This is a genomic window from Streptomyces sp. NBC_01474 (assembly GCF_035918215.1).
Classification (GTDB): domain Bacteria; phylum Actinomycetota; class Actinomycetes; order Streptomycetales; family Streptomycetaceae; genus Streptomyces; species Streptomyces aureus.
Genome location: NZ_CP109449.1, coordinates 10247555 through 10271177 on the forward strand (window position 1 = coordinate 10247555; position 23623 = coordinate 10271177).

A 23623-nucleotide genomic window follows, 5' to 3' on the forward strand; every position below is an offset into this window, starting at 1 on the left:
CCTGTTACGAACAAGGCCATCTCTCACTCCAGGACATCGCCGACCGCGAAGGCACCAGCCTCGCCACTGTGCGCCTGGCCTTCCTCAAGAACGACGTCCCGCTCCGCCCCGCCGGGTCCTATCCGGGCCGGCCAAGGAGGAGATGACCCGCTCCTGTCGTGCACCCGAATCATGCCTCAGGCACAGGGCTCAGGCCGCAGGGATCTCGATGATGGCGGCGAGGGCGCTAAGCACGTGAACGAGCTGCGCGAGGGTTTCAGCGTGCTCTTGCGAGGAACCCCGGGGGTCACCCCCGGGAGGAATCGCATCCGGTGATGGCGATGCGCAGCATCGCCGCGGCAACGGGCGCGGCGCGCCCGCAAGAAACCGGGCCGCAGCGCCCGGCGAGGAATGTGCCTGTTCGAATGCCGGTCCGTCGGGCGGCGGGTAGCGTCACGGTCGTGAAGTTGACCGTGTAGGTGAAGCTCCTGCCGACGCCCGTGCAGGCGGCGGCACTTGAGGAAACTCTGCATGCCTGCAATCAGGCCGCGACCTGGGTCTCTCAGGTGGCGTTCGAGAAGGACATCAAGCGCAACTTCGCCCTGCGTGAGCACACCTACGGCCAGGCCAAGGACCGGTGGGGGCTCGGCGCTCAAGCGGCCCAGCACGTCATCAAGAAGACCTGCGACGCCTACACCACGCTCAAGGCCAACTTGAAGGCCGGAAATCTCGGCAAGCCCTCCTCCAAGCGCTACCGGCGGGCCGTCGAGAAACCGATCGCCTTTCGGCGGGAGGGTGCGCAGCCGTATGACGACCGGATGCTGTCCTGGCAGTACACGCAGAGCACGGTGTCCATCTGGACCCTGTCGGGCCGGATGAAGCAAGTGGCGTTCACCGCCGCCCCCGAGCATTTGGCGCGCTTGGCCCTGTGCCGCAGGGGCGAGTCCGATCTGTTGTTCCGCGACGGCATGTGGTTCTTGATCGCCACCTGCGAGGTCCCCGAGGCCGAACTCAACACCAGCGTCACTCAGTTCCTGGGGGTCGATCTGGGGATCGTGAACATCGCGACCACCTCGGACGGTCAGATCATGGCCGGACGCCGCCTGAACCGTGGGCGTCTGCGCGAGCGCACCCTGCGTCAGAAACTCCAGCGCAAGAACACCCCGTCCGCCAAACGGCGCCTGAAGAAGCGGCGCGGTAAGGAGGCGCGGCGGGCGCGGGACATCAACCACAAGATCGCGAAGCATGTGGTGGCCGAGGCAGAACGCACCGGTCGCGGAATCGCCCTGGAAGACCTCACGGGCATCCGCGCACGGGTACGGCTTCGCAAGCCCCAACGGGCCACCCACTCCTCCTGGGCGTTCGCCCAGCTCGGAGATTTCATCGCGTACAAGGCCCGCAAGGCAGGGGTACCGGTGGTACACGTCGATCCGGCGTACACCTCCCGCACCTGCGCCGAATGCGGTCACATCGGCAAGGCGAACCGGGCCAGTCAGGCCCGATTTGCATGCCGGTCCTGCGGATTCGTTGATCACGCAGACCGCAACGGCTCCCGCAACATCCGCCACCGTGCGGAAGAGTTGTGGCGACGCGGGGCGCAGTCAACCGTCCCAGACCCACCCCCGAACACCGGGCGTGGGACAGGACGCAAACGCAGCACCACAGCCAGTGGCGCCCGTTGCGCAAGCCCGGGACCTTTTAGTCCCGGGTGATTGACCACCATCAGATGGATCAGTCTCGACGAGTCGGGGCACCGAGGAGCGCGGGCTGCCTGGGCCGCCGCATTCGGTCCTGCGCTTCGCCGAGAGCCAGTCGTCCTCGAAGCCGAGATTCTCCAACTACCGGCGGCCGGTGGGGTGGTCGGCGCCGTTGCCGACGAGGTCGCCGAGGGCTTGGGCGCCGCCTTGGAGCCGGCGGTCGCGTTGACTGGTGCCGAACGCGCCGTAGGGGTAGCCGCCTGGGGTGGAGGTGCTGACCTTGTCGAGGGCAGCGGTGGCGCTGCCGTCCAGGGTGAGGGCGACAGCGCCGAGGCCGTCGTGGAGCTGCTTCAGGGTGCGGGCGCCGAAGATCGGGGCGACCACGCCCGGGCGGTCGGCGATCCAGCTCAGGGCGACCTGGGCGGGGGTGGCGCCGGTTTCCTTGGCGATGCGGACGACCTCGTCGATGGTGGCCCAGTTTCGGTCCGAGGCCGCGTACTCGGCGGACACCCACTGGTACAGCTCGTTCGCGGAACCGGCGCGGGTGTCCGAGGCCGGGGTGGCGCCTCGTTGGTACTTCCCGGTGAGGAAACCGCCGGCCAGCGGCGACCAGGGCAGCAGGCCGATGTTGTTGTGCAGGGCCGCGGGGACCATCTCGAATTCGCTCTCGCGGGACAGCAGGCTGTACTGCTGCTGGAGGGTGAGCGGGGCGTGGACGCCCATCGCCTTGGCGGTGGAGACGGTCAGCTGGAGCTGCCAGCCTGTGAAGTTGGACAGGCCCGCGTAGTGGATCTTTCCGGCGCGGACGGCGTCGTCGAGGAAGGACAGGGTCTCCTCGACGGGGGTGTGGGCGTCCCAGCCGTGCATCTGGTAGAGGTCGATGGTCTCCACGCCGAGTCGGCTCAGGGAGGCGTCCAGGGCGCGGTGGAGGTGGCGGCGGGACAGGCCGAGGTCGTTGACGTCGGGGCCGGTGGTGAAACGGCCCTTGGTCGTGAGCACGACGCGGTCGGTGATCTCGCGGGGGCGGGCGGCGAGCCAGCGGCCGATGGTCTGCTCGGAGAGGCCGCCGCCGTAGACGTCGGAGGTGTCGATCATGTTGCCGCCGGCCTCGATGAAGGCATCGAGCAGGGCGAAGGACTCTTCCTCCGTGTTCTCGGTACCGAAGTTCATCGTGCCGAACGCCAGCTTGGAGACGGCGAGGCCGGAGTTGCCGAGGGTGCGGTACTGCATGGCTTTCTGAGCCTTTCTGTTGCGGGTGGTAGCAGAGCCGGGCGACTGGCTGAGGAGTTCGGAGTTCGGCCGTGGTCAGTACCAGGAGGGCCCGATGTTGGTGTAGGGCGCCTGCAGCGCTGTCACTTCCTCGTCCGATAGGTGAACGGCGAGCGCGTCCACGGCCTGCTGGAGGTGGTGGGGCTTGGTGGCTCCGACGATGGGCGCCGAGACCAGCGGGTTGCGCAGCACCCAGGCGAGGGCGATCTGGGCCATGGGGACGCCGCGGGCTTCGGCGAGCCGCTGTACGGCGTTGATGACCGGCCCGTCGTACTCACTGTCGAAAGCCTGCACGACGGGGTCGGTGCTGGAGCGGGTGCTCTGTTCGCCGACGGGGCGGGCGAGGCGGCCCTTGCCGTTCGGGGAGTACGGGACCAAGCCCACGCCCATGTCGCCGCACATGGCCATGAGTTCGGGCTCGTCCTGGCGGCGCAGGAGGTTGTACTGGTTCTGCATGGACACGAAGCGGGTCCAGCCGCCGAGGTCGGCGGCGTGCTGGAGCTTGGCGAACTGCCAGCCGTACATCGACGAGGCACCGATGTAGCGGACCTTTCCGGCTTTGACGACGTCTTGCAGTGCCTCCATCGTCTCCTCGACCGGGACATCGTCGTCGAAGCGGTGGATCTGGTAGAGGTCGATGTAGTCCGTGCCCAGCCGGGTCAGGGACGCGTCGACCTGTTCGAGGATCGCTTTGCGAGACAACCCCTCGCCGCCGGGACCGTCGTGCATCGGGCCGCGGACCTTGGTGGCGAGGACGATGTCCTCGCGCCGGGAGTACTCGCGGATCGCACGGCCGACGATCTCCTCGCAGGTGCCGGCCTGGTAGACGTTGGCGGTGTCCCAGAAGGTGATGCCCAGCTCGACGGCCTGGCGGAAGAACGGCGCGGCCTTGTCCTCGGTCAGTGCCCACGGGTGGGCACGGGGGACGGTCGGGTCGCCGTAGCTCATGCAGCCGAGAGCGAGCCGGCTCACCTTCAGACCGGTGGTGCCGAGACGGGTGTACTCCATGGTGACGCTCCTTTGCGAGTGCGTGAGGTCCGTGCCGTTCTGGTGTCGGCTGCACGGAACGTCGGCTGATCAGCTCGTGGTGTAGCCGCCGTCGACTGGCAGGGCGACACCGACGACGAGGCTCGCGGCGGGGCTGCACAGCCACAGCACGGCCGCGGCAATTTCCTCGGCCCGGCCGAGCCGCCCGATCGGCTGCTGCTTCATGATCTCGGCCATGGCCTCGGCCTGCCCTTCCAGCATGTCCGCGACCATCGGGGTGTCGATCACCCCGGGGCATACCGCGTTGATGCGGATGCCCTTGGGGGCGTACTCGACTGCGGCGCTCTTGGTCAGGCCGATGACGCCGTGCTTGGACGCGTGGTAGGCGGCACGTTCCGGCAGGCCCACCAGACCGCCCAGCGAGGAGCAGTTGACGATGGCGCCGCTGCCCTGCTGCCGCATCTGGCGCAGTTCGTGCTTCTGTGCGGCCCAGACGCCACGCAGGTTGACGGTGTTGACGCGGTCGAAGTTCTCGGCCGTCTCGTCGGCCGCGTCACTGGGCGGGACCTGGATGCCGGCGTTGTTGAACGCCATGTCGAGACGGCCGTATGTCGTAACCGCACGGTCGACCATCGCGGCCGCCTGCTCCTCGTCCGTAACGTCGCAGACGACACCGGTCGCCCGGTGACCGGCCGCCGTCAGCTCCTCGGCCGCACGCTGGACGGCCTTCTCGTCGATGTCGGCCAGGACGACTGCGGCACCGGCCTTCGCGAAGGCGCGGGCGGTAGCCAGGCCCATGCCGGAGGCCGCGCCGGTGACGAGGGCCACCTGCTGCTCGAAGTTGTACGTCGGGTTCATGGGGTGTGGTTCCAATCGTGTACGTGGACGGTGACCGGCCGGCGTGTCAGGGGCGCAACAGCGTCTTGATGGCGCGGCGCTCGTCCATGGCCCGGTAGCCCTCGGCGGCCTCGTCCAACGGCAGCGTCAGGTCGAAGACCTTGCCGGGCTCGATACGGCCGTCGAGAACGCGGTCGACCAGATCGGTCAGGAAGCGCCGGACCGGCGCCGGACCGCCGCGCAGGGCAACGTGGGAGAAGAACAGCTCCTGGCCGTCGATGGCCACATCATGTGGGACGCCGACGAAGCCGACGTTGCCGCCGGGACGGGTGGCCTGGATGGCCTGACGCATCGACTCCTGCGTGCCGACGCACTCCAGAACGGAGTCGGCGCCGATGCCGCCAATGAGTTCCTTGATATGGGCCACGCCGTCCTCGCCGCGCTCGGCGACGATGTCGGTGGCACCGAACTCGGTCGCGAGCTGCTGCCGGGAGGCGTGCCGGCTCATCGCGATGATCCGCTCGGCGCCGAGTTCCCGGGCGGCGATGACGGCGGAAAGGCCGACTGCACCGTCGCCGACCACGACAGCCGTGGAGCCGGGCTTCACCTCTGCGGCGACGGCTGCGTACCAGCCGGTGCCCATGACGTCGGAGAGGGTGAGCAGGCTCGGGACGAACTTCTCGTCGGGCTGCCCGTCGAGGGCGACCAGGGTGCCGTCGGCAAGCGGGATACGGATGTACTCCGCCTGGCAGCCACCGACGAACTCCCGGTGCGGGCAGGAGGTCTGGTATCCGGCACGACAGATCGGACAGGTGTTGTCGGAGGCGAAGAAGGAGCCGATGACGAACTGCCCCGGCTTGATGTCCTTCACCTCGGCGCCGGTCTCCTCGACCACGCCGACGTACTCGTGGCCGATCGGTGTGGGCCGGGCGACTTCGTTGATGCCGCGGTAGTCCCACAGGTCGGAGCCGCACACACAGGCGGCGACGGTGCGGATGATCGCGTCGGTGGGGGCGAGGATCTTCGGTTCGGGCAGGTTCTCCACCCGGATGTCACCGGGGGCGTGGATCACGGTTGCGCGCATGGCTCATTCCAGAGTGAGGGGACGGTTGAACGGGGTGGGCGTCGGCTGCCGGAGCTCGACGAGGGGAACGAGTCGGCGTTCCGTCAGCTCGCCGGGCGGCGTGAGCGGCGCATCGAGGTCATCGGTCGGCGGCGCTCATCGTCGAATCGGCCGTCACGGCGTTGTCGAGGAGGCGGGTGGCGGTTCCGCTTGGCGATCTCCCGCGTGCGTGATCACCGCCGTCGTGTGGGGCTGTCGTCCCCGTTCGCAGCTGGCGCCGAAGCTCACGCTCCTGTCAGCTGTGATCAGTGCGAGTCACGAGTGCTGGTCCGCGGGCCGCCGTACTCAGCGTCGGTGACGTGCTCCAGCCAGTTGACCTCGTCGCCCTCCCACAGGGCGATGTGCTCCATGAACTGATCCGGCGTCGCGCCGTGCCAGTGCTCCTCGCCGGGCGGGCAGCCGATGGCGTCCCCAGGGTGGGCCTCGATGATCACACCGTCCCGGGTGCCGACCAGGGCGAGGCCGGACACGACGTGCAGGGTCTGGCCCAGACCGTGGCTGTGCCAGGCGGTGCGGGCACCGGGGGCGAAGCGGACCATGTTGGCCCGCGCCCGGGAGGGCTCCTCGCCCCGGTAGATCACATCCGCCCAGACATCGCCGGCGAACATGTGGGGAGGCAGCTTCATGGTGGCGGGCTGCTTGAGGATCTCCATGGTGGTACGTGCTCCTTGCGTCGGCCGCCGCGGGGCGGCCGTAGTGGGTGAACCTGCGAGTGAGGAGGGGGTCATGCCTTGCGGAACAGTTCCCGGGCCACGTTCAGGGCGGACATCGCCCTGGGCCATCCGGCGTAGAACGCCATGTGGGTGATCGTCCCGATGAGTTCCTCTTCGGTGACGCCGTTCTGTTTGGCCAAGGGGATGTGGAAGGTGAGCTGCTCGCTGCTGCCGCTGGTGATCAGGCTGGCCACGGTCACCAGGCTGCGGTCCCTCGGGGACAGCTCCTGGCTCTTCCACTCCTGCCCGAACAGCACGTCCTCGCTGTAGCCGGCCAGTGCGGGAGCGACGTCTCCGAACAGGTCGCGCGGGCCCGGCTGGGTCTTCTCCGTCATCGTTCATGTCCTTTCACGTGCCGCGGCGGCGCTCGGCGGTCGCCCGTCACAGGGGCGGCAGCGCGGTGCCAGGGGTTTCGTTCGGCCCGCAAGCAGCGGCCGCCGGCAACCAGACGCCGCTCTGGCCCACCGGGCCAGCCAGTTTGCTGCCGCTTGCGTCACTACCGATGAAACTGCAGGTCACACGCGCATGGAAGGACTCGTTGATACGTGTACTGCCAGTACACCCCACGGCCGGAGACACGGCCGGACAAGCCGACGTAGCCTCGAAGCCATGGACAACCGAAGCGAGGTACGCGAGTTTCTGACCAGCCGCCGCGCCAAGATCACACCGCAGCAGGCGGGGCTGCCCGCCTATACGGGCAACCGGCGCGTCAAGGGGCTGCGCAGGGAAGAAGTCGCGCTACTCGCCGGCGTCAGCGCCGAGTACTACGCCCGCCTGGAGCGCGGCAACCTCTCCGGCGTCTCCGAAACCGTCATCGACTCGCTCGCCCGCGCCCTCCAGCTCGACGAGGCCGAGCGCGCCCACCTCGACGACCTCGCGCGCACCGCGAACACCACCCGACGCCCGCCCCGCCGACGTGCGCCGCAGCCGATCCGTGCGAGCCTGCAGCACCTGCTCGACGCGATGACCGAGGCCCCGGCCTTCATCCGCAACGGCCGCCTCGACATCCTCGCCACCAACCGGCTCGGCCGCGCTCTGTACGACCCAGTCTTCGCCGACCCGGCTCGGCCCGTGAACCTTGCAAGGTACGAGTTCCTCAACCCGACCGCGGCCGACTTCCTGCCCCAGCTGGAGTCCCAGGCGGCCGGCGCGGTGGCGCTCCTGCGCACCGAGGCAGGACGCGACCCGTACAACCGGGACCTGACCGACCTCGTCGGCGAACTCTCCACCCGCAGCGAGAAGTTCCGCACCCTCTGGGCCGCCCACGACGTACGCCTGCACCAGACCGGCGTCAAGCACTTCCGCCACCCCGCGGTTGGTGAACTCGTCCTCCCCTTCGAGGCCATGCCCATCCCCACGGACCCCGGCCTCACCCTCACCGCCCTCAGCGCCGAACCCGGAACCCCCGCCCACGACAGCCTCAGACTCCTGGCCAGTTGGGCCGCCACCCTCGACCAGGACGGCCAACCGGACCATGCGGTCGCCAGCGGCGAACAGGACGCGTAGCAGCCCCTCACTTCACCCCTCAGGAGCTCGCGCGTACCGCGTGGCTCACATGATCCTCCTCATGGTCCACGGCCCCTCAGACCCTTCAACCCCGCCAGCGCGAGTACCGGCTGGACCCGGCTGATCAACGCATGAGCAAACACCCATCCAGTGAGATGACGCGGCGCCCAGACAGGCTCATCTGGCCGAGGAGCGAGACACCCTGTGACGCCGCAGGCAACGGCACCGCGTCAGGAAAGGGCACGACCGCTGTCCTTCCGCCGGTCAGCCGCTTGACCCCAGCGACCCGAGAATTCGGACACGACCGTGTGACAGACCCGCTGGGACATGGCGTGCGACACCGGATGTAGCCGCAGGCCACAGCGCCGCCGTAGGGCGCCAACTTTAAGAACCTAGAGCACACGGCAGGAGCCAGGAGCGGTGGGCGCTGGGCGCTGGGCCCAGGCGCAGTGTGGCGGCTGCGGACGGCGCGGCGACGCCCCGTGCGAGGACGGCGCTGTGGCCACATCTGACCACGACTGCGAGAACGACGACGGACACTTCGGCCCGCCTCACTGACACCGAACCGCGTCGCCCGCAAGAAGGCTGAAGGTGTAACAGGGGAGGCGGGCCATCAGACGCCCTCTCAGGCCGGCGCCCCGTAAAGGATCACCTCCGCGATCCCCGCGACGGTCTGCGCGCCCCCGCCGCTGACTTGGGTGACGGTGATACGGATCTGGCGCACGTTCGGTGCCTTGAAGACCTCGGGGAGGGTGTACTGGCCGCTCCGTGTCAGGCCGGAGAGCGCTGTGTCCCAGGTGTTGCCGTCCGTTGAGGTCTGCAGGTCGAAGGTGTACCAGCTGCTGTCCTTGCCCCAGTGGATACGCACTCCGGCGAGGTCGTGGGCGTCGGTCAGTTCCGTGGTGAGCGTCTGGGGGACTGCCGGGGAGGCGGCGCTCCATCCGGTGCCGAAGGTGATGGTCCCGTCGAAGACCTTGTCGGGTTCGAAGCCGGTGGCGGTGCTGGACGCCGTGACCGTCTTGATCCGGTCGCGGGCGACCCTGGGCCCCGGGTCGGCCGGAGGGACGCCGCCGCTGCCGCCTGGTGGGACCGCGCGGAACTCACGGATGGACGGCCACCAGTCACCGGCGCCGAGGATGTCGACGCGTATGTACCGCGTCGTGACCTGCACTTGATGGACGGCGGTCGTGACCGCCGTGGTGTTGTCGTGCGCGTCGACCGACGTCGTCCAGGTGGCGCCGTCGTCGGACGTCAGGATCCGGTACTGGTACGCGGTCTCATCGGTCTCCCAGAGGATCTGGAACTGCTCGAGCTCGGCCGGCGCCCCGAGGTCGACCTGCCACCAGGCCGGGTCGGGGCCGTCCGCCACCCACTTGGACTGCGAAGCGTCGTCCACCGCGTCGGCCGGCGCGTGTCCCGACTGGGCGGTGGCGGCGGTCGCCTCCTTGAACAGGGCCAGGTTCTGGGCGCCCTGGCTCTCCAGGGTGGCGATGTTCTTCCAGGTGGCGTGCGTGCCGTCGGTGACGTACGCACCCTTGTAGGGCTTGGTCCGTACGGTGTAGTGGCCGCTGTGCAGGCCGGTCGAGGTGGCGGTGAGCGTGACGGCGCCGCTCGCGGTGCCGGTGGCGATCAGGGCGTAGCCGATGCCGCCCCGCGCCTTCTGCGTCTGAACCGCGATCCGCGGGATGTTCGCGCCGATCAGCGTGCCGGCCCCGGTCACCTCGATGTCGAGGGTGGCGGAGGAGCCGGCGACGAGGGTGCCGTCGGCGTCGACGACTTTGATGTACACAGGGATCACGTCGGAGCCGTCGGCTACGGGCCGGATGCGGTCAAGCAGCCCGGCGACCATGCGCAGGCTCGCGGCCTCCTTCGCTGACAGGGCGCGGCGGCGCTGCGCACCGGCCAGGTCGACGAGCGCCTCCGCCTGCCCGGGCTCGACCTTGTCCAGCAGCTTGCGGGCGGCCTTCTTCCCGTCCTGCGAACTGTCGCCCAGGGCGAGGGCCAGCAGGTCGGTGAGTGCGGCCCGACCGCCCGCGTCGTCGGCGACGACCTCCAAGTGGTGTGCTTCGCCGGGGGTGTTGACACGATGGGTTGCGACGAGCTTGTCGCCCAGGTAGCCCTCGGCGCTGAGTTCGCCGGCGGCGAACTGCGGCAGAGTGAACGTGTAGTACGGGCTGCCGCCCTTGGCTGCCACGTTCGGCGCGGTCTCGGCGTTGTCGGCACGGGTCTGCTCGCCGACGAGCCGGCCGTTCCGGTACAGCAGGACGCGGTCGGTGTTACTGAAGACCCGCACCTTCTTCTCGGAGTCGGCGGTGTGGGCGCTGGCGACGAAGACCATCGGGCCACCGTGGTTCGAATTGTGTGCCGACTGCATGGACTTGAGCCAGTGGTAGCAGTACTTGGGGTAGCGGTCGATGTCGACGGCGCCGGACTTCTGGTACACGTCGTTGGTGCCGTAGTCCTCGAAGACCCACAGGAAGTAGCCGCCGATGCGTTGGTTGGCGTCGAGGCCGCCCCAGTCCCAGTAGCCGTCGCCGTTCAAGTAACGCTGGCGGGTGACGACCTGGTCCACCATCGCGCTCTCGCCGGCCGCCCGGTCGGTGCGGCTGGGATCTTCCCAGTCCCCCCATTCGCGGGTGAGGAAAGGCACGTTCGGTGCGGGATCCGAGCCGTCGGTGTTGACGACCTTGTAGTCGACGTCGTACTCGCCGCCCCAGATGCCGTAGTCCGCCGAGGTGAACATCTGGTCGCCCGGCATCTCGGCATGCGCGACAAAGTCGGCCTCCTTGGCCCACCACTGGGGGTAGTGGGTCTCGTTGAGCGAGGTCTCCCACAGGATCATCGAGGGCCGGTTGCGGTCCCGCCGGATCATCGTGGTGATGTCGCGATACGTACGGGAGACGAAGGTCTGGTCACCGTTCCAGTACTGCCAGCCAGGCTCGCAGGCCACGACGAGGAGACCGAGTTCGTCGCAGGCGTCGAGGAAAGACACATCGTGCGGGTAGTGCGCGGCCCGTACGGCGTTGAACCCGCCGAGCTTGAGGCGCAGCGCCTCGCGGTACTTCATCGAGGCCGGGGCGGCGTCGCCGATGTAGGCGTAGTTCTGGTGGCAGTTGGCGCCACGCAGGTACAGGCGCTCGCCGTTGAGGTAGAACCCGTCCGCCTTGTAGTCGATACGCCGGATTCCGGTCCGCGTGGTGACCGTGTCGACCAGGTGGTCGTCGACGAAGACTTGACTGACAAGCCGGTACAGATAGGGGGAGTCGGGATGCCACAGGTGCGGCCTGGCCACGCTCAGGGTCTGGGTGAACGCGCGGCCGTCCTTCTCTGAGACCGTCCCGGTGTCTGTGGCGTGTGCGACGGTGGTGCCTTGGGCGTCGTACAGGACCGTGGTGAGTCTGATCCGGGCGGCATCGGCCGTCTTGTTGACCACGTGCGTCTTGACCTGGGCGGTCGCCCGGAGCGTGGTCGCCATCGGGTACGAGACGAAGACGCCGCCCCCGGCGACCAGGTCCTCCTGCAGCGGGTCGGAGATGTGCACCGGTTCCGTCATCCGGAGCGTGACGCCTCGGTAGATGCCGCCGAAGGTGAGGAAGCCCAGCTGGGTGCGGGGTTTGCCGGGCGGGGTGAGCAGATCGTCCACGTTCGACACCCGGACCGCCAGAACGTTGTCACCGTCGAAGCGGGCCTTGCCGGTGATGTCCACGACGAAGCCCATGTAGCCGCCTTGATGCTCGGCAACCTTCTCACCGTTCAGATAGACCACGCAGTCCGTCTGAACGCCGTCGAAGACCACGGTCAGCCGTCGTCCCTCGTCCTGCGGATCGAGGCGGAAGTACCGCCGGTACCAACCGACCCCCGCGAAGGCGTCGTACACCGACGGGTTTTTGCGCTCCAGACGCATCGTGTGCGGCAGCGACACCGCGGCCCACTGCGCGTCGTCGAAGCCGGGCTTGTGGGCGCCGGTGACGTCCTCCCGCCAGAAGGCCCAGCCAGTGTTGAAGTTCAGCACCCGGCGCCCGCCCCGGCCGGCACCGTCGGGCTCGGACGACGCCCCTGCGCCCGGCTCGGCAGAGGCCCACCCGGCCGGCGCCAGCGCGGCGCCCACACCGGCCAGGCCGGCGGCGAGCACACCCCGGCGTCCCACACCATCCAAGTTGTCGATCACGGGTCTGCTCCTCTGCTGCGCGGTCCGGAGAAGGTGAGGTGCGGTGCGACGACGACCGGACCGTCTTACCGCCGTCGCACCACGCCGATCGGGTCAGGCGCAGAGGAGCGCCCCGTGCCCCGCTACGGCAGGGTCCAGCGCTGGTCGGCCGCCGCGCCGTCGCAGTCCTGGATCACCAGCTGCTGCGCTGTCTCGGCTCCGGGCGCCGTAAGGCAGCGCCCCGACTGCTGGCCTTGCAGCGTGCCGTCGGCCTGGGGCACCCACTGCTGGTTGCCGCCGCCGTTGCACTCCCACAGTTCGACCGGGGAGCCGGCCTCGGTGCCCGCGCCGGTGACGTCCAGGCACTTGCCGGTCGAACTGCCCAGGCGCAGCTGGCCGTTGCCCCACCACCACGTCTGCCCGGCGCTGCCGTTGCAGTCGCCCGCCAGGACCCGGGTGCCGTCGGCGCCGTTGTCCGCTTCGAGACAGGTGTCGGTCAGACCCGAGGTGACGGGGCCGAGGTGCTGCGGCGACGGCGCGCCCGGGGTGAGGTCGAAGTTGTCGAACTGCTGGGTCTGATAGCCCGTCACTCCGAGCCCGGCCTGGCCGCTGCTGAACGAGTAGTCGGTCACGCTGCCGAGCTTCTTGCCGTCCACGGAGGCGGTCAGCTTCGTGTCCTGCAGGGTGAAAGCGACGGTGTGCCATGTGTTCAGGCCGAGGGTGCTGGTCCGTCCCCCGGTGAGCCGGGTGAACTTCCACGTGGTGTCGCTCTTGTCGATCGACCAGGTGCCGTTGTTGCTCACGCGGAGGTGGTACGCGTTCAGGCCGTTGTTGTTGCGGCCCTGCTGACCGACCCGGCCGAGGAGTTCCACCGTGCCCTTCTCACTGAACAGGGCGTCCGCGGTGACGGTGTAGTTGGACCAGGACCCATCGCCCATGATCGAGTACGGGGCATTGTACGGCTCGTCGGTCCACCGAATCGGGCTGGTCGGCGCCATCTGCCGCAGACAGGTGCCGGAGCGGCGGCCGGCACACGCCGTGGTCTCGAAGGCGCCGTTCATGTCGGTGAAGTACCGGGGGCTCTTCGAGGCGGCTCGCTTGTCGAAGTTGTCGGAGTAGGGCAGCTGCAGCGCGGCCTTGGCCGGCGACGTCGCCGTGCCCTTGCCCTGGCCGCTGGTCGTCGTGAGGGTGTAGACGTGCCCGGGCTCCAGGGACAGCGAGTACGAGCCGTCCACGGGCGTGATGTCCGCGCCCCGGACGAAGTCGTCATCGGTACCGGACGACTTCACATCGGTGGACCAGACATGGACCCTTCCGGTCGACAGTCCGCCCCGGACGGTGAGGTTTACCGTCTGCTCCGCAGTGGCGTCCATCGTCTCGATGACGGTGGAGTAGTCGGAGCCGTCGTGCGACTTCAGCGACACGTAGCTGCCGTTGGAGCGGTCACCGCCCAGATAGCCGCTCGCCGAGTCGATGTAGCTCCAGCCGGGCCGGGTGAACTGGGCGGTGTGCGCACTCACCCAGGTCGTCGCGCCGATGTGGTAGGCGCCGGACCAGGGCTGGTTGGCGATCGACATGCCGTCCGTGGAGAAAGAGAGGTTCGGGTAGAGCGACGCGATCACCGGCCAGTTGACGAACGCCGTCATCCTGCCGTCGATGTAGTCGCGGTTGATCGCGCGGGCCACGGCCTCGGCGCCGCCGTCGGTGTCGAGGGACCCGTTCTCGCTGGCCCACAACGGCTTGCCCATGGACTGGGCCACGTCGCTGGAGGGGCACGAGGTAAAGGCGCTCTGGTAGCCGCAGGGGTAGTGCGACCCGATGACGTCGACGGCGTCCTTCAACTCACTGTCCTTGGCCATCGCGTCGGCGACGTCCCAGCCGAAGCTCTCGGCCGCGACGACCTTGGTGCGGTAACCCTTCGCCACGAGCGTCGACTTGAGCTGCTTGAACCAGTCGGCGTCCCAGCCCCGCTCGTTCCAGCCGCCCACGTAGTCGATCGTCAGCCCGTGCTTCTTCGCGCAGCCGAACCACGACATCAGATAGTCGATCATGTCCTGGGACCAGAATTCGCCGTTACCGATCCACCCCGGCGCCCCCCAGGACAGGGCCTGCAGCTTGATGTGGGGGTTGCGGGCCTTGGCCTGTTCGGCGAGCCACCACTCGTAGCCGCTGTTGCAGTCCACCTTGCCGCGGGTGTGCATATGGCTGGGTTCAGCGCCGTCGGTGGAGTTGGTGTCGCCGCCCACTTCCAGCTTCAGGAACTGCAAGGACGCGCCGTAACCGGGCTTGAAGAGATAGTCGAGGATCCGGCTGCGCTGCGGCTCGGGATAGTCGATCAGCAGCCGCGAGTTCCCCCCGCCGCCGCTGATCGCGCCGATGCCGTCGAAGGTGCGGCCGGGCTGGGTGCCGTCGACAGTGACGGCCGTACTGGTGGCCGCTTGGGCGCGCGGTGCGCCCCAGCCCGTCACGGCACCGAGGAGCAGTGCCAGGAGTGCGGCGAACAGCGCCGGCCTCCATTTGCTTGTCCAGGTCATGTCGACTCCGAGATGGAAGGGAGTACGTGATCGTTAAGTCAGACACCGACTGCGATGTTCGGTTGTGGTGGATTACGAGGCTGTGGACAACGCCATCCAAGCCCGCGTCAAGCTACGAACCGACAGAGCTTGACCCCGCTGAGTTCTATCCCTGCGACTCAGGTGACGCCATGGACGAATCTCGAACAGCCTTGGACTTCCGTCCACCACGGCGCCAACTCGCCGCAAACCAAGGCTGTTTGAGGAAAGCGCTTTCCGAGAGGAGGGTCGATCAGGTTGGGTGGCCGTAGGGCGAAGCGGGGTCGATTCTTCCGATCTCCCGCGCTGCCCATTCGCCAAGGGAGGAGCGCCAAAACCCTTGACGTTCGACCAGTCGAACGGCTCTCATGGGGCGCCATTGTTCGTTCACGTTCTGTTTTGAGTGCTCATGTGGAGCCCTCGTCAGGATCACCACCAGGTGCCTGGGAGCGGTCGCCTGCCGCTTCCACGGACGGGACTTCCAGCACACCGCCAAGATCGGCGGCCCTCGACGCCTACGCGGCGCCGACCTCGTCATCCCTGACCTTCGGGCCGGCTTCGGCTACGTCCTCGCCGCACTCGTCGCCGAAGGCACGAGCACCATCGCCGAAACCCGCTATCTGGAGCGTGGCTACGAACAGCTCGTCGCCAAGCTGGCCGCGGTCGGAGCCGCATCGTTTGCGCAGGTGCGGGCCTTGTGATCCCGGTGCGTCGATGGTGTTCGTGATACGCGTGTGACAGAACAGGCGATGCAGAACCCCCGCTGGCTCGCTCCGGCCGGGGGTACTGTCGCCTACTGATTCGAGGCTGCGCGCAGGATCGCCCACGGCGATTCGAAGGCGCGTCATGGGGGTGCCAACCCTGGTGGGTGGTCAGCCCGTATCTCGGACTGGCGCAAGACTTGATTCGATCAGTCCGCAGTCGGCTCTTCTCGGCATACCCCTTCCTTGCTCGACACCCTCGGCGCGGGCGGCGCCCCGCATCGGACCGCGCATATGTCGAAATCCGCATGTACGGTGAGGGTATGACCGAGACGGATATTTACCGGCACCTGCGTGACTACCGCGACGTGCTCGGGGCCCAGGCCGAGCAGCACGGTGCGCGATGGCCTGAGATCTCCGACGGCCGGCTCATCATGATGATGAGCCCCCGTGCCCGGCATCAGTTCGTCGGTCACCGCCTGCGCAAGCAGCTCGAGCCGCAGCTTCCGGACGGCGTCATCCTCATGGTCGAGACCGATGTCGAAGACGCATCGCTGGGCATCTTGCGTACTCCCGACCTGGTCGTCGTCGACGAGACGGCCGACCTCGCTCACCGTGAGGCACTCGACCCGCGGAGCGTTCACCTGATCATCGAGATCGTCTCGCGCTGGAATGCCTCGAACGACTACCGCGAGAAGGTCGCCGACTACCCCCGCATGGGCGTGCCCCATTACGTGATCGTGGACCCGCGCGATCAGGGCAGCGCCGTGCGCCACTGGGGCATCAGCACCCAGAGCGGACAGCCTGCGTACGAGAACGAGGAGCACTACCGCTACGGCGACACGATCACCGTGGGCGAATGGAAGATCGACACGACGGACCTTCCGCGCTACGACGCCGGGAGTGAGCGGTGACGCCGGGCGAGCAGGTCCGCGTATGGCGGCGCCGGCGCGGCCTCACGCAGGCCGAGTTGGCAGCCGCCGCGGGCACGCAGCAAGCCTCCGTCTCCCGCATCGAGAAGGGAACCGACGTGCCCACGCTGCCCTTGCTGGAACGCATCGCGGAGGCGATGCGCTGCAACGTGACGATCACGCTCACCGACCGCGATGAGCACCCCGGGCGCGTCGAGGGCATCCCCGACGAACTCCTGGTTTCCGACCGCGACATCCGCTACCGCCTCAGGTCGAACGGCGGTTGACCTCCGCCCCGTTCACCTGCTCCCTCCCTGCGGTCCGGAGGGAGGGCCCGCCCAGCTCGTCGGTTCGTGCTCGTCGCCACCGTGCGCCCAGCGTTTACGGGGGCTTTGGCGCCCGGTCACCGGATCTCGCCGTCGCCCTTCTTCCAGCAGGCGAGGCCGCACGGAGCACCGCGGCGTACGAGAAATTAATGGGGAACGCCACGTTCGCCCTGCGGCAAACGTGCCGCGCAGTGCCTCGGCCGCGTCGTGTGCGGGTGGACCGGCAGCCCACCACTGGCCGCGGTCCTTGCGGTAGGGGTACCAGCGTTCGTCGGGACCCCAGCGCAGTTCGATGCCCTCGCCGGTGAGCTGCAGGCGGCCGCGGGTCCGGCGGATGCGCGGCGGGGCGGAGCGTTCCGATAGCCGTACCGTGCGGAGCTGGTGGCATGCGGCTGCTTCGGCCTCGGGGCTCGGCATGTGGGCGCCGTCCAGGGTGGCGAGTGCTGCCTCGCCGCCGTGGCGCCAGGCGACGGCGGCGCGGGCCAGCCTCGTGCGCCGCCGGGCACGGACGGCCATTGCGCGACGTGCGATGCCGACCCCTGCCACGGCCTGGCACCGCAACGACAGGCACAACCCCGGCCTCAACAAGCCGCCGGACCTGGCAGACGGAATCGAGGATCCCTGGATGAGGACTGTCTCCATGAAAGGTGATCAGCGCGACCTGCTCGCGCTGCCGGCAGGCGCGGCCAGGCCCTGCCTCCCTACCGCTCCGCCACGTTCCCGCTATGTGATGTGTTTCACGGGAACCCGTAGAAGCGGTCCGGCAGGTAATGCATGTGAGCACTGACATCCGTACCCGGGTGCGGGCCGGGGATCCGAGCGCGTTCGCCGAGCTGTACGACAGATACGCCCGCACGGTCTACAACCATGCCTTCCGCCTGGCTCCCGACTGGCATGCGGCCGAGGACGTGATGGCCGAGACCTTCACGCAAGCCTGGCGACTGCGTGAGCAGATCGAGGCCGAGGGCGGCTCCCTGCGGCCCTGGCTGCTGGGTGTGGCGACCAACGTAGCCCGCTCCCATTACCGCAGCAACAGGCGCTACCGGGCCGCTGCACAGGCTGCTGCGCAGGCCGAAATGACCCTGCCCGACCACGCAAACACGGTCGCAGGGCGGCTCGATGACCAGCGGCGCATCGCTGCTGCCCTGCGCGCCCTTGCCGCACTGCGCCGGCCGGAGCGCGAGGTTCTGGCTCTATGCCTGTGGGAGGGGCTGGAGTACACAGCTGCGGCCCAGGCGCTCGGCATCGCTGTCGGGACGGTCCGCTCACGTCTCGCGCGCGCCCGCGCCAAGCTGCGCAAACACACCGAAGCCGAACTCCGCGCGACACACGCAGCGACGTCGGCGCCATGTGCCGCAGAGCAGGCGGAAGAACTCGTACGAGAAATGCGGGAACTCGGCCGGGCAGGGCGACAGACAAGAGATGAGCGTATCCACGCGATCCGGCCCGTATCGGAGGGAAACCGATGAAAGCGACTCGGCAGAATCCGGCTGAGTGGGAGGAGAGTGCCTCGCTCCTCCCACAGCCCGAGCGTGATCTCCCTGCGGGCCGTCACCAGTTCCACAAGGAGCGTCTGATGGCCCACATTCAGCAGGACGAAAGCACCACCGTGGTTTCCCCCGCCCGTCCGAAGATCCGTAGGGCTCGGTTGCTGCGCCCGGCGTTCACGCTGCCCGCGATGGCACTGACCTTGGCTGGAGCGGTGGCTGTCGGGTCGGTGCTGATCGATGGTGACGGGGGATCGGCCGACGTTGCCACCGGGCCGGCGCTGACCACTTCACTTGGTTCGTCGACCACCGAGGGGGTACCGCAGCTGCTCGACCAGATCTCGCTGGCGGCCGCGGAGAGCACCCACCCGGTCGTCAAGCCGGGCCAGTACGTCTACATCGCCTCCAAGACGGCCAACACCTTCGTGAAGACCGTGGACGGCAAGAGTGGCCTTGCCAGCCACGTACTGCACCAGCGTCAGATCTGGGAGTCCCCGGACGGTACCAAGGGATGGCTCGTCGACCCGGCCGTCAACAGTAGCCCCGAGGGCGAGACGCTGAGCCTGCCCGACGAACAAGGCAACACCCCGAAGGCTCACCTGGGAAGCCCGTCCTACGACTACCTGTCCAAGCTCACCACGGACCCCGACGCGCTGCTGGCCAAGATCTACAAGGAGACCAAGGGGCAGGGGAACTCCCCTGACCAGCAGGCGTTCGCCACGATCGGGGACCTGGTCGTGGAGAGCTATGCGCCCGCGGAGCTCAACTCGGCTCTGTTCAAGGCGGCGGCGAAGATCCCTGGCGTGGTCGTGGTCAACGATGCTCGGGATGCAATCGGCCGGCGCGGGGTTGCGGTGGCACGGCTGGATGAGACCAGCGGTGCACGCGAGGAATGGATCTTCGACAAGAAGAGCCATGCATTCCTCGGTGTGCGCACCGTGCAGGTGAAGAAGGTCACCGAGTACGGCGTTGTGATGAAGCCCGGTACCGTCCGCTTCACCAGCGCCATCACCCAGCGCGCGATCGTTGACGGCATGAAGCAGACCCCGGCGCGCAACGGCTGACCCTCCGCACGGCTGAGGCTCGTTGCTGTGCACGCCCTTCGTTGCTGCCTCGAGGCAGCAACGAAGGGCGTGTTCGGGCGAAGATGACGGCGGCGTCCGCGTCCGCGCAAGCGGACAGGCAGACAGTGGCCGCCAGGGCCGTCGCAGGACACAGCCGCGAATGTCTCGTCGGTCTGTCCATCAGGGCGCATGGTCTGGATCGGCCTGTAGCTGCACGGGCAGGTGCAGGCTCGGTCGATGCGCCGCCGGGGTCCGGGACCGCCCCGCACCCCGCCGGGAGCATGCTCAGCCGCGGTAGGTCTCCAGCAGCCGCAGCCAGACTTCGCCGAGGGTGGGGAAGGCGGGGACGGCGTGCCAGAGCCGGTCGATGGGCACCTCGCCGGCCACTGCGATGGTGGCCGAGTGCACCAGTTCCCCGACGCCGGGGCCGGCGAAGGTGACGCCCACGACGGTGTTGCGGTCGGTGTCGATGAGCATGCGGGCCCGGCCGCGGTAGTCCTCGCCGTACTGGTGGGCGCCGGCGACGTGGGCGAGGTTGTAGTCGACGATTTCGATGCTGCGCCCGCTGTGCTCGGCCTCGCGGCTGGTCAGGCCGACGGAGGCGACCTCGGGGGTGGTGAAGACGACCTGGGGGACGGCCGAGTGGTCGGCGGTGGCGGCATGCGCGCCCCAGGGGGCGTCGTCGATGGGCTCTCCCTTGGCGCGGGCGCCGATGACCGCGCCCGCGATCCGGGCCTGGTACTTGCCCTGATGCGTCATCAGGGCGCGGCGGTTGACGTCGCCGACGGCGTAGAGCCAGCCGCCGTCGACGTCGGTGACCCGGAAGGTGTCGTCGACGGTCAGCCAGTCGCCGGGGGTGAGACCGACGCTCTCCAGCCCGACATCGCGGGTCTGCGGGGCGCGGCCGGTCGCCAGCAGGATCTCGTCCGCGGCCAGTTGTCCGCCGTCAGACAGCGTGATCCGTACCTCGCCGTCCTCGCGGGCCATGGAGGTGACGCTGGTGTTGAAGCGGATGTCGACGCCTGCTTCGCGCAGTCCGTCAGTGACCAGTTCGCCGGCGAACGGTTCCATTCGCTCGAGGAGTCCGTTCTCGAGGACGAGCATGGTGACCTGGGAGCCGAGGGCTTGCCAGGCGGTGGCCATCTCGACGGCGACCACACCGCCGCCGACGACGGCGAGGCGTCCGGGAACCTTGTCGGCACTGGTGGCCTCCCGGCTGGTCCAGGGGCGCACGGTGTCGAATCCGGGGATGGGGGGCAGGGCGGCGCGGGTGCCGGTGGAGACGGCGACGGCGTGCCGGGCGGTCAGGGCGATGGTGTCGCCCTCAGGAGTCTGCACGGCCACCTGCTTGGGGCCGGTGAGGCGGCCGTGGCCGCGGATGAGGTCGACGCAGACCGAGTCCAGCCAGTCGACCTGGTCCTCGTCCTTCCAGTACGAGGACATCTTGTCGCGGTGTGCGAGGACCGCCTCGACGTCCAGCGGGCCGGCCACCGCCGGGTTGAGTCCGGGTATGCGGCTCGCGTCGGCACGTGCCACCACCGGCCGCAGCAGCGCCTTGCTCGGGTCGCAGGCCCAGAACGAGCACTCGCCGCCGAGGAGGTCGCGCTCGATGATCACGGTGCTGAGCCCTGCGGCGCGGGCGCGTTCGGCCACGTTCTCGCCGACCGGCCCTGCGCCGATGACGATGACGTCGTAGGTGCGGGTGGTCTCGTTCATCACTGCTGCGTTCATCACTGTTTCGTTCCTCATTGCTTTTGTGACTCGGTCGGACACGGGATGGGACGGCCCCGGCGGCAAAGCCGTCTCTCGGCGCCTGCGGCGGCCGCTCGGCCCGTGGCAGCCGGACCGTCGGGCGGCGGAGGGCACCCTTGCGCTCGCCCGGCGGCACGGTGCCCGCGTTTCGGCCCGGCCCGCGAGAACCGCTGGGCCGGACGGGCTGCCATCCGGGCCGGACACGGCCCGTTGCAGCCCTTGGACGGCGGCTTGGGGGGTGTCAGCGGCCGGGGAGGCGCTGTGTGACCTCCTGGAGCACCCAGCCGTTGCCGTCGGGGTCGCTGAAGGTGAGGAAGGAGCCGTAGGAGGCGCGCTCGGGGTGCAGGCCGGCCAGCCGCTCCTGGCCGGGGCTGTGGTGGGTGACGTCCCCGCCCTCGTGGCCGTGGAAGAGGCCGCCTGCGTCGTGGAAGATCTCGCTGACCTCGATGCCGCGGCCGACGAGCTCCGCGTGGCCCTCCTCGATGTCGGAGACGATGAGGTACAGGCCCTGGAACGAGCCGGGTGCGATGGGGGTCATCCCCTCGCCGAAGGTGATCGAGCACTCGGAACCGGGCGGCGTGAAGTGCACAACCCGGACGTTCTCGTTGGCCGTGTAGTCGACGTCCAGGCGGAATCCGACCTTCTCGTAGAAGGCCTTGGCCCGGTCGATGTCGGAGACGGGCAGCACGATCATTTCAAGCTTCAGATTCATGGGGATTGTCCTTGTCTTGACGTCGGTGAATCCGCATCCAATGCGTTACCGGTTCAACAGGCAGTGATCGCGGCCGGGGCGCCTCGTTGCCCTCAGCCGCTGCGGCGGCCGGCGATGACGGCCGGAGGAGGGAGGCCCATCCACCGCGGTCCGATCTGAACCAATGATCCGTTTTGCCGGACCACTGATCCGAATATATGGACCACTGATCCGAATAGTCAAGAGGGGCAGATGCGGGCCGCCAGGAAGAACCGCGACCACCTGCTCGCCGTAGCGGGCACCGCCATGAGCGAGCAGGGCGTCGACGTGTCACTGCGCGACATCGCGCGCCGGGCCGATGTCGGACTCGCGACACTGCTGCGTCACTTCCCGACGCGCGAGGCGCTGCTCGATGCCCTGCTCCGCACGAACTGGCGGCAAAGGCAGGTGGGTTCGAGACGTCGAGCTCGCCCGAAGGTGCTCTCGTCTCGTGGCTACGCGACTGCGCCGTGTGGACAACCGGACAACCGAGTGCCGGGGCGTGGCCGTGCTGATGGCAGCCGCCATCGATGACACCGAATCCGCACTCCGCGCGTCGTACGTCACCCTGTGCGCGGCGCCGTCGCCCGGCCCCGTGCCGAGGCTGCGGCGCCCGTTCGATCGTCTGGGCCTGGCTCGGCTGCCCGTACTGTGCCGGCGTGTTCAGCCGGTTCACCGGCACCCGCGACAGATTCACCCGCCCCGGTCCGAACGCGGAGATCTCCTCCACCCGCTCCATCGCACGGGCATCGCCGTGTCCGTCGACTTGTTCGGGTGCCGGGATTACGGCGACCGGAAGTGGTCGCGGGAGTTCCCGGCCATCTCCGGTACGGGCGGGCGTGGGCGTGGACGCACATCGAGGGGCCGGCAGTCCGTTTCGACTCAGGCTGCGCGGGCCTCATGATGTCCTGCCGATGCTCGCGCTGCGGGACGGGAGGCGAGCTTGACCGCGCACGGCTCGGCACTCGATGCACCAGCGCCGAACCGGCTCGACGAACTGGTGGATGACGGGATTGTCCGCATCCGTCCCGGACAAGATGCCCTGGGCCTCGAACTGTTCGTGCGCGCCGCCTTCGTCGGCCGCTTCGCGCCGGTCGCGGTCCGCTCCCCGGGGAGCGCGCGGTTCGATGTCGGTGACCTTGACCGCCTTGGCGAACTCGGCGTCGATCCGCTCTTGCCGAGCGCGCGGCCGAGTTCGCTGGTTCGCGTGCGCGACGGTTTCAGCTAGTGGGCGCGAGGGCGGCGTTCCCCGTCGGCATCGCTGCTCGCTGTGCTGGTCAGGATCGCGCTTGCGACAACATCGAAGAGGTGATCGGCGCGTGGCGCGAGCGAGCGTTGATCGCCGAGCCAAGCGAGCGCCATTACCAGCGCGAACATGTCGGCGCCGTCTATGTCGGTCCGCGCCATGCCCGCGGCCTGGGCGCGGGTGAGGAGCCGCGTACCGGCGGCGCGCAGAGTGACGCACGAAGCGTGGAGTGCGGACTCGGTGTCATCGATGGCGGCTGCCATCAGCACGATCGCGCCCCGATACTCCGTCGTCCACGCGACGCAGTCGCGTAGCCACGAAACGAGAGCATCGCCGGCCGAGCTGGACGTTTCGAGAGCGCCCGCCTTGGCGGTCAGCTCGTCGAAGCTCGTGTGGAGCAGGGCATCGAGCAGCGCCTCGCGCGTCGGGAAGTGACGCAGCAGCGTCGCGAGTCCGACATCGGCCCTGCGCGCGATGTCGCGCAGTGACACGTCGACGCCTTGCTCGGCGATGGCGGTGCCCGCTACTGCGAGCAGGTGATCGCGGTTCTTCTTGGCGTCGGCCCGCATCTGTCCCCCTTGACTAACCGGATCAGT

General features: G+C 68.7%; 19 protein-coding genes and 1 pseudogene. 9 read left to right on the forward strand and 11 right to left on the reverse strand.

The genetic code is table 11. From position 1 onward, the window contains the following. Nucleotides 1–458 precede the first annotated feature (458 nt). A complete protein-coding gene (locus OG758_RS47115) occupies nucleotides 459–1691 on the forward strand; it encodes an RNA-guided endonuclease InsQ/TnpB family protein (protein ID WP_326715535.1) in 1233 nt (410 codons plus the stop codon). A 126-nt stretch (nucleotides 1692–1817) separates the two neighbouring features. Here the strand turns inward: OG758_RS47115 and OG758_RS47120 are convergent, their stop codons facing one another. The 6 genes from OG758_RS47120 to OG758_RS47145 form a co-directional block, all read right to left on the reverse strand. After that, the gene (locus tag OG758_RS47120; protein WP_326715536.1) at nucleotides 1818–2906 is read right to left on the reverse strand and encodes an aldo/keto reductase; all 1089 of its coding nucleotides are present in this window, start codon (nucleotides 2904–2906) and stop codon (nucleotides 1818–1820) included. Nucleotides 2907–2981: 75 nt separating this feature from the next. Next, nucleotides 2982–3953, reverse strand: coding sequence for an aldo/keto reductase (locus OG758_RS47125; RefSeq protein ID WP_326715537.1), 972 nt, complete (start codon nucleotides 3951–3953; stop codon nucleotides 2982–2984). A gap of 69 nt (nucleotides 3954–4022) precedes the next feature. After that, nucleotides 4023–4790, reverse strand: a complete 768-nt coding sequence (locus OG758_RS47130) for a glucose 1-dehydrogenase (protein ID WP_326715538.1) — start codon at nucleotides 4788–4790, stop codon at nucleotides 4023–4025. Nucleotides 4791–4836: 46 nt separating this feature from the next. After that, on the reverse strand, nucleotides 4837–5853 hold the full coding sequence (locus tag OG758_RS47135) for a zinc-dependent alcohol dehydrogenase family protein (RefSeq protein ID WP_326715539.1): 1017 nt from the start codon (nucleotides 5851–5853) through the stop codon (nucleotides 4837–4839). Nucleotides 5854–6137: 284 nt separating this feature from the next. Further along, entirely contained in the window at nucleotides 6138–6545 is a 408-nt protein-coding gene (locus OG758_RS47140; RefSeq protein ID WP_326715540.1) for a (R)-mandelonitrile lyase, read from the reverse strand. Nucleotides 6546–6616: 71 nt separating this feature from the next. Further along, the gene (locus OG758_RS47145; protein WP_326715541.1) at nucleotides 6617–6940 is read right to left on the reverse strand and encodes a carboxymuconolactone decarboxylase family protein; all 324 of its coding nucleotides are present in this window, start codon (nucleotides 6938–6940) and stop codon (nucleotides 6617–6619) included. A gap of 274 nt (nucleotides 6941–7214) precedes the next feature. On the opposite strand from OG758_RS47145, the gene OG758_RS47150 reads away from it, so the two are divergent. After that, entirely contained in the window at nucleotides 7215–8111 is an 897-nt protein-coding gene (locus OG758_RS47150) for a helix-turn-helix transcriptional regulator (RefSeq protein WP_326715542.1), read from the forward strand. A gap of 625 nt (nucleotides 8112–8736) precedes the next feature. Here the strand turns inward: OG758_RS47150 and OG758_RS47155 are convergent. Then, entirely contained in the window at nucleotides 8737–12279 is a 3543-nt protein-coding gene (locus tag OG758_RS47155) for a glycoside hydrolase family 2 protein (protein WP_326715543.1), read from the reverse strand. Nucleotides 12280–12401: 122 nt separating this feature from the next. Beyond that, nucleotides 12402–14792 carry a ricin-type beta-trefoil lectin domain protein gene (locus OG758_RS47160; protein ID WP_326715544.1) on the reverse strand — a complete coding sequence of 797 codons (2391 nt, stop codon included), beginning with the start codon at nucleotides 14790–14792 and terminating at the stop codon, nucleotides 12402–12404. A 386-nt stretch (nucleotides 14793–15178) separates the two neighbouring features. Between OG758_RS47160 and OG758_RS47165 the strand changes: the two genes are divergently transcribed. The 5 genes from OG758_RS47165 to OG758_RS47185 all read left to right on the forward strand — a co-directional run bounded on the left by OG758_RS47165 (nucleotide 15179) and on the right by OG758_RS47185 (nucleotide 19299). Continuing rightward, nucleotides 15179–15511: a hypothetical protein gene (locus OG758_RS47165; protein ID WP_326715545.1), complete on the forward strand. Its 333-nt coding sequence runs from the start codon at nucleotides 15179–15181 to the stop codon at nucleotides 15509–15511. 323 nt (nucleotides 15512–15834) lie between these two features. After that, entirely contained in the window at nucleotides 15835–16425 is a 591-nt protein-coding gene (locus tag OG758_RS47170; protein WP_266570895.1) for a Uma2 family endonuclease, read from the forward strand. Beyond that, nucleotides 16422–16709 carry a helix-turn-helix domain-containing protein gene (locus OG758_RS47175; protein WP_326715546.1) on the forward strand — a complete coding sequence of 96 codons (288 nt, stop codon included), beginning with the start codon at nucleotides 16422–16424 and terminating at the stop codon, nucleotides 16707–16709. Before OG758_RS47170 ends, OG758_RS47175 begins: the two co-directional genes overlap by 4 nt. 815 nt (nucleotides 16710–17524) lie before the next feature. Next, a complete protein-coding gene (locus OG758_RS47180) occupies nucleotides 17525–18217 on the forward strand; it encodes an RNA polymerase sigma factor (protein WP_326715547.1) in 693 nt (230 codons plus the stop codon). Further along, on the forward strand, nucleotides 18214–19299 hold the full coding sequence (locus tag OG758_RS47185) for a CU044_5270 family protein (protein WP_326715548.1): 1086 nt from the start codon (nucleotides 18214–18216) through the stop codon (nucleotides 19297–19299). Before OG758_RS47180 ends, OG758_RS47185 begins: the two co-directional genes overlap by 4 nt. Nucleotides 19300–19584: 285 nt before the next feature. On the opposite strand, the gene OG758_RS47190 is transcribed toward OG758_RS47185, so the two are convergent. Together OG758_RS47190 and OG758_RS47195 are read right to left on the reverse strand one after the other, a co-directional pair. Further along, the gene (locus OG758_RS47190) at nucleotides 19585–21015 is read right to left on the reverse strand and encodes a dihydrolipoyl dehydrogenase family protein (protein WP_326716271.1); all 1431 of its coding nucleotides are present in this window, start codon (nucleotides 21013–21015) and stop codon (nucleotides 19585–19587) included. A gap of 277 nt (nucleotides 21016–21292) precedes the next feature. Continuing rightward, a complete protein-coding gene (locus OG758_RS47195; RefSeq protein ID WP_326715549.1) occupies nucleotides 21293–21763 on the reverse strand; it encodes a VOC family protein in 471 nt (156 codons plus the stop codon). 231 nt (nucleotides 21764–21994) lie between these two features. On the opposite strand from OG758_RS47195, the pseudogene OG758_RS47200 reads away from it, so the two are divergent. Next, a pseudogene (locus OG758_RS47200) lies at nucleotides 21995–22361 on the forward strand (TetR/AcrR family transcriptional regulator); the annotation flags it as partial. A 363-nt stretch (nucleotides 22362–22724) separates the two neighbouring features. After that, complete coding sequence (locus OG758_RS47205; RefSeq protein ID WP_326715550.1) at nucleotides 22725–23009, forward strand: hypothetical protein; 285 nt, start codon at nucleotides 22725–22727, stop codon at nucleotides 23007–23009. Here the strand turns inward: OG758_RS47205 and OG758_RS47210 are convergent. Continuing rightward, nucleotides 23006–23596, reverse strand: coding sequence for a TetR/AcrR family transcriptional regulator (locus tag OG758_RS47210; RefSeq protein WP_326709513.1), 591 nt, complete (start codon nucleotides 23594–23596; stop codon nucleotides 23006–23008). The genes OG758_RS47205 and OG758_RS47210 overlap by 4 nt on opposite strands. Nucleotides 23597–23623: the final 27 nt, after the last annotated feature.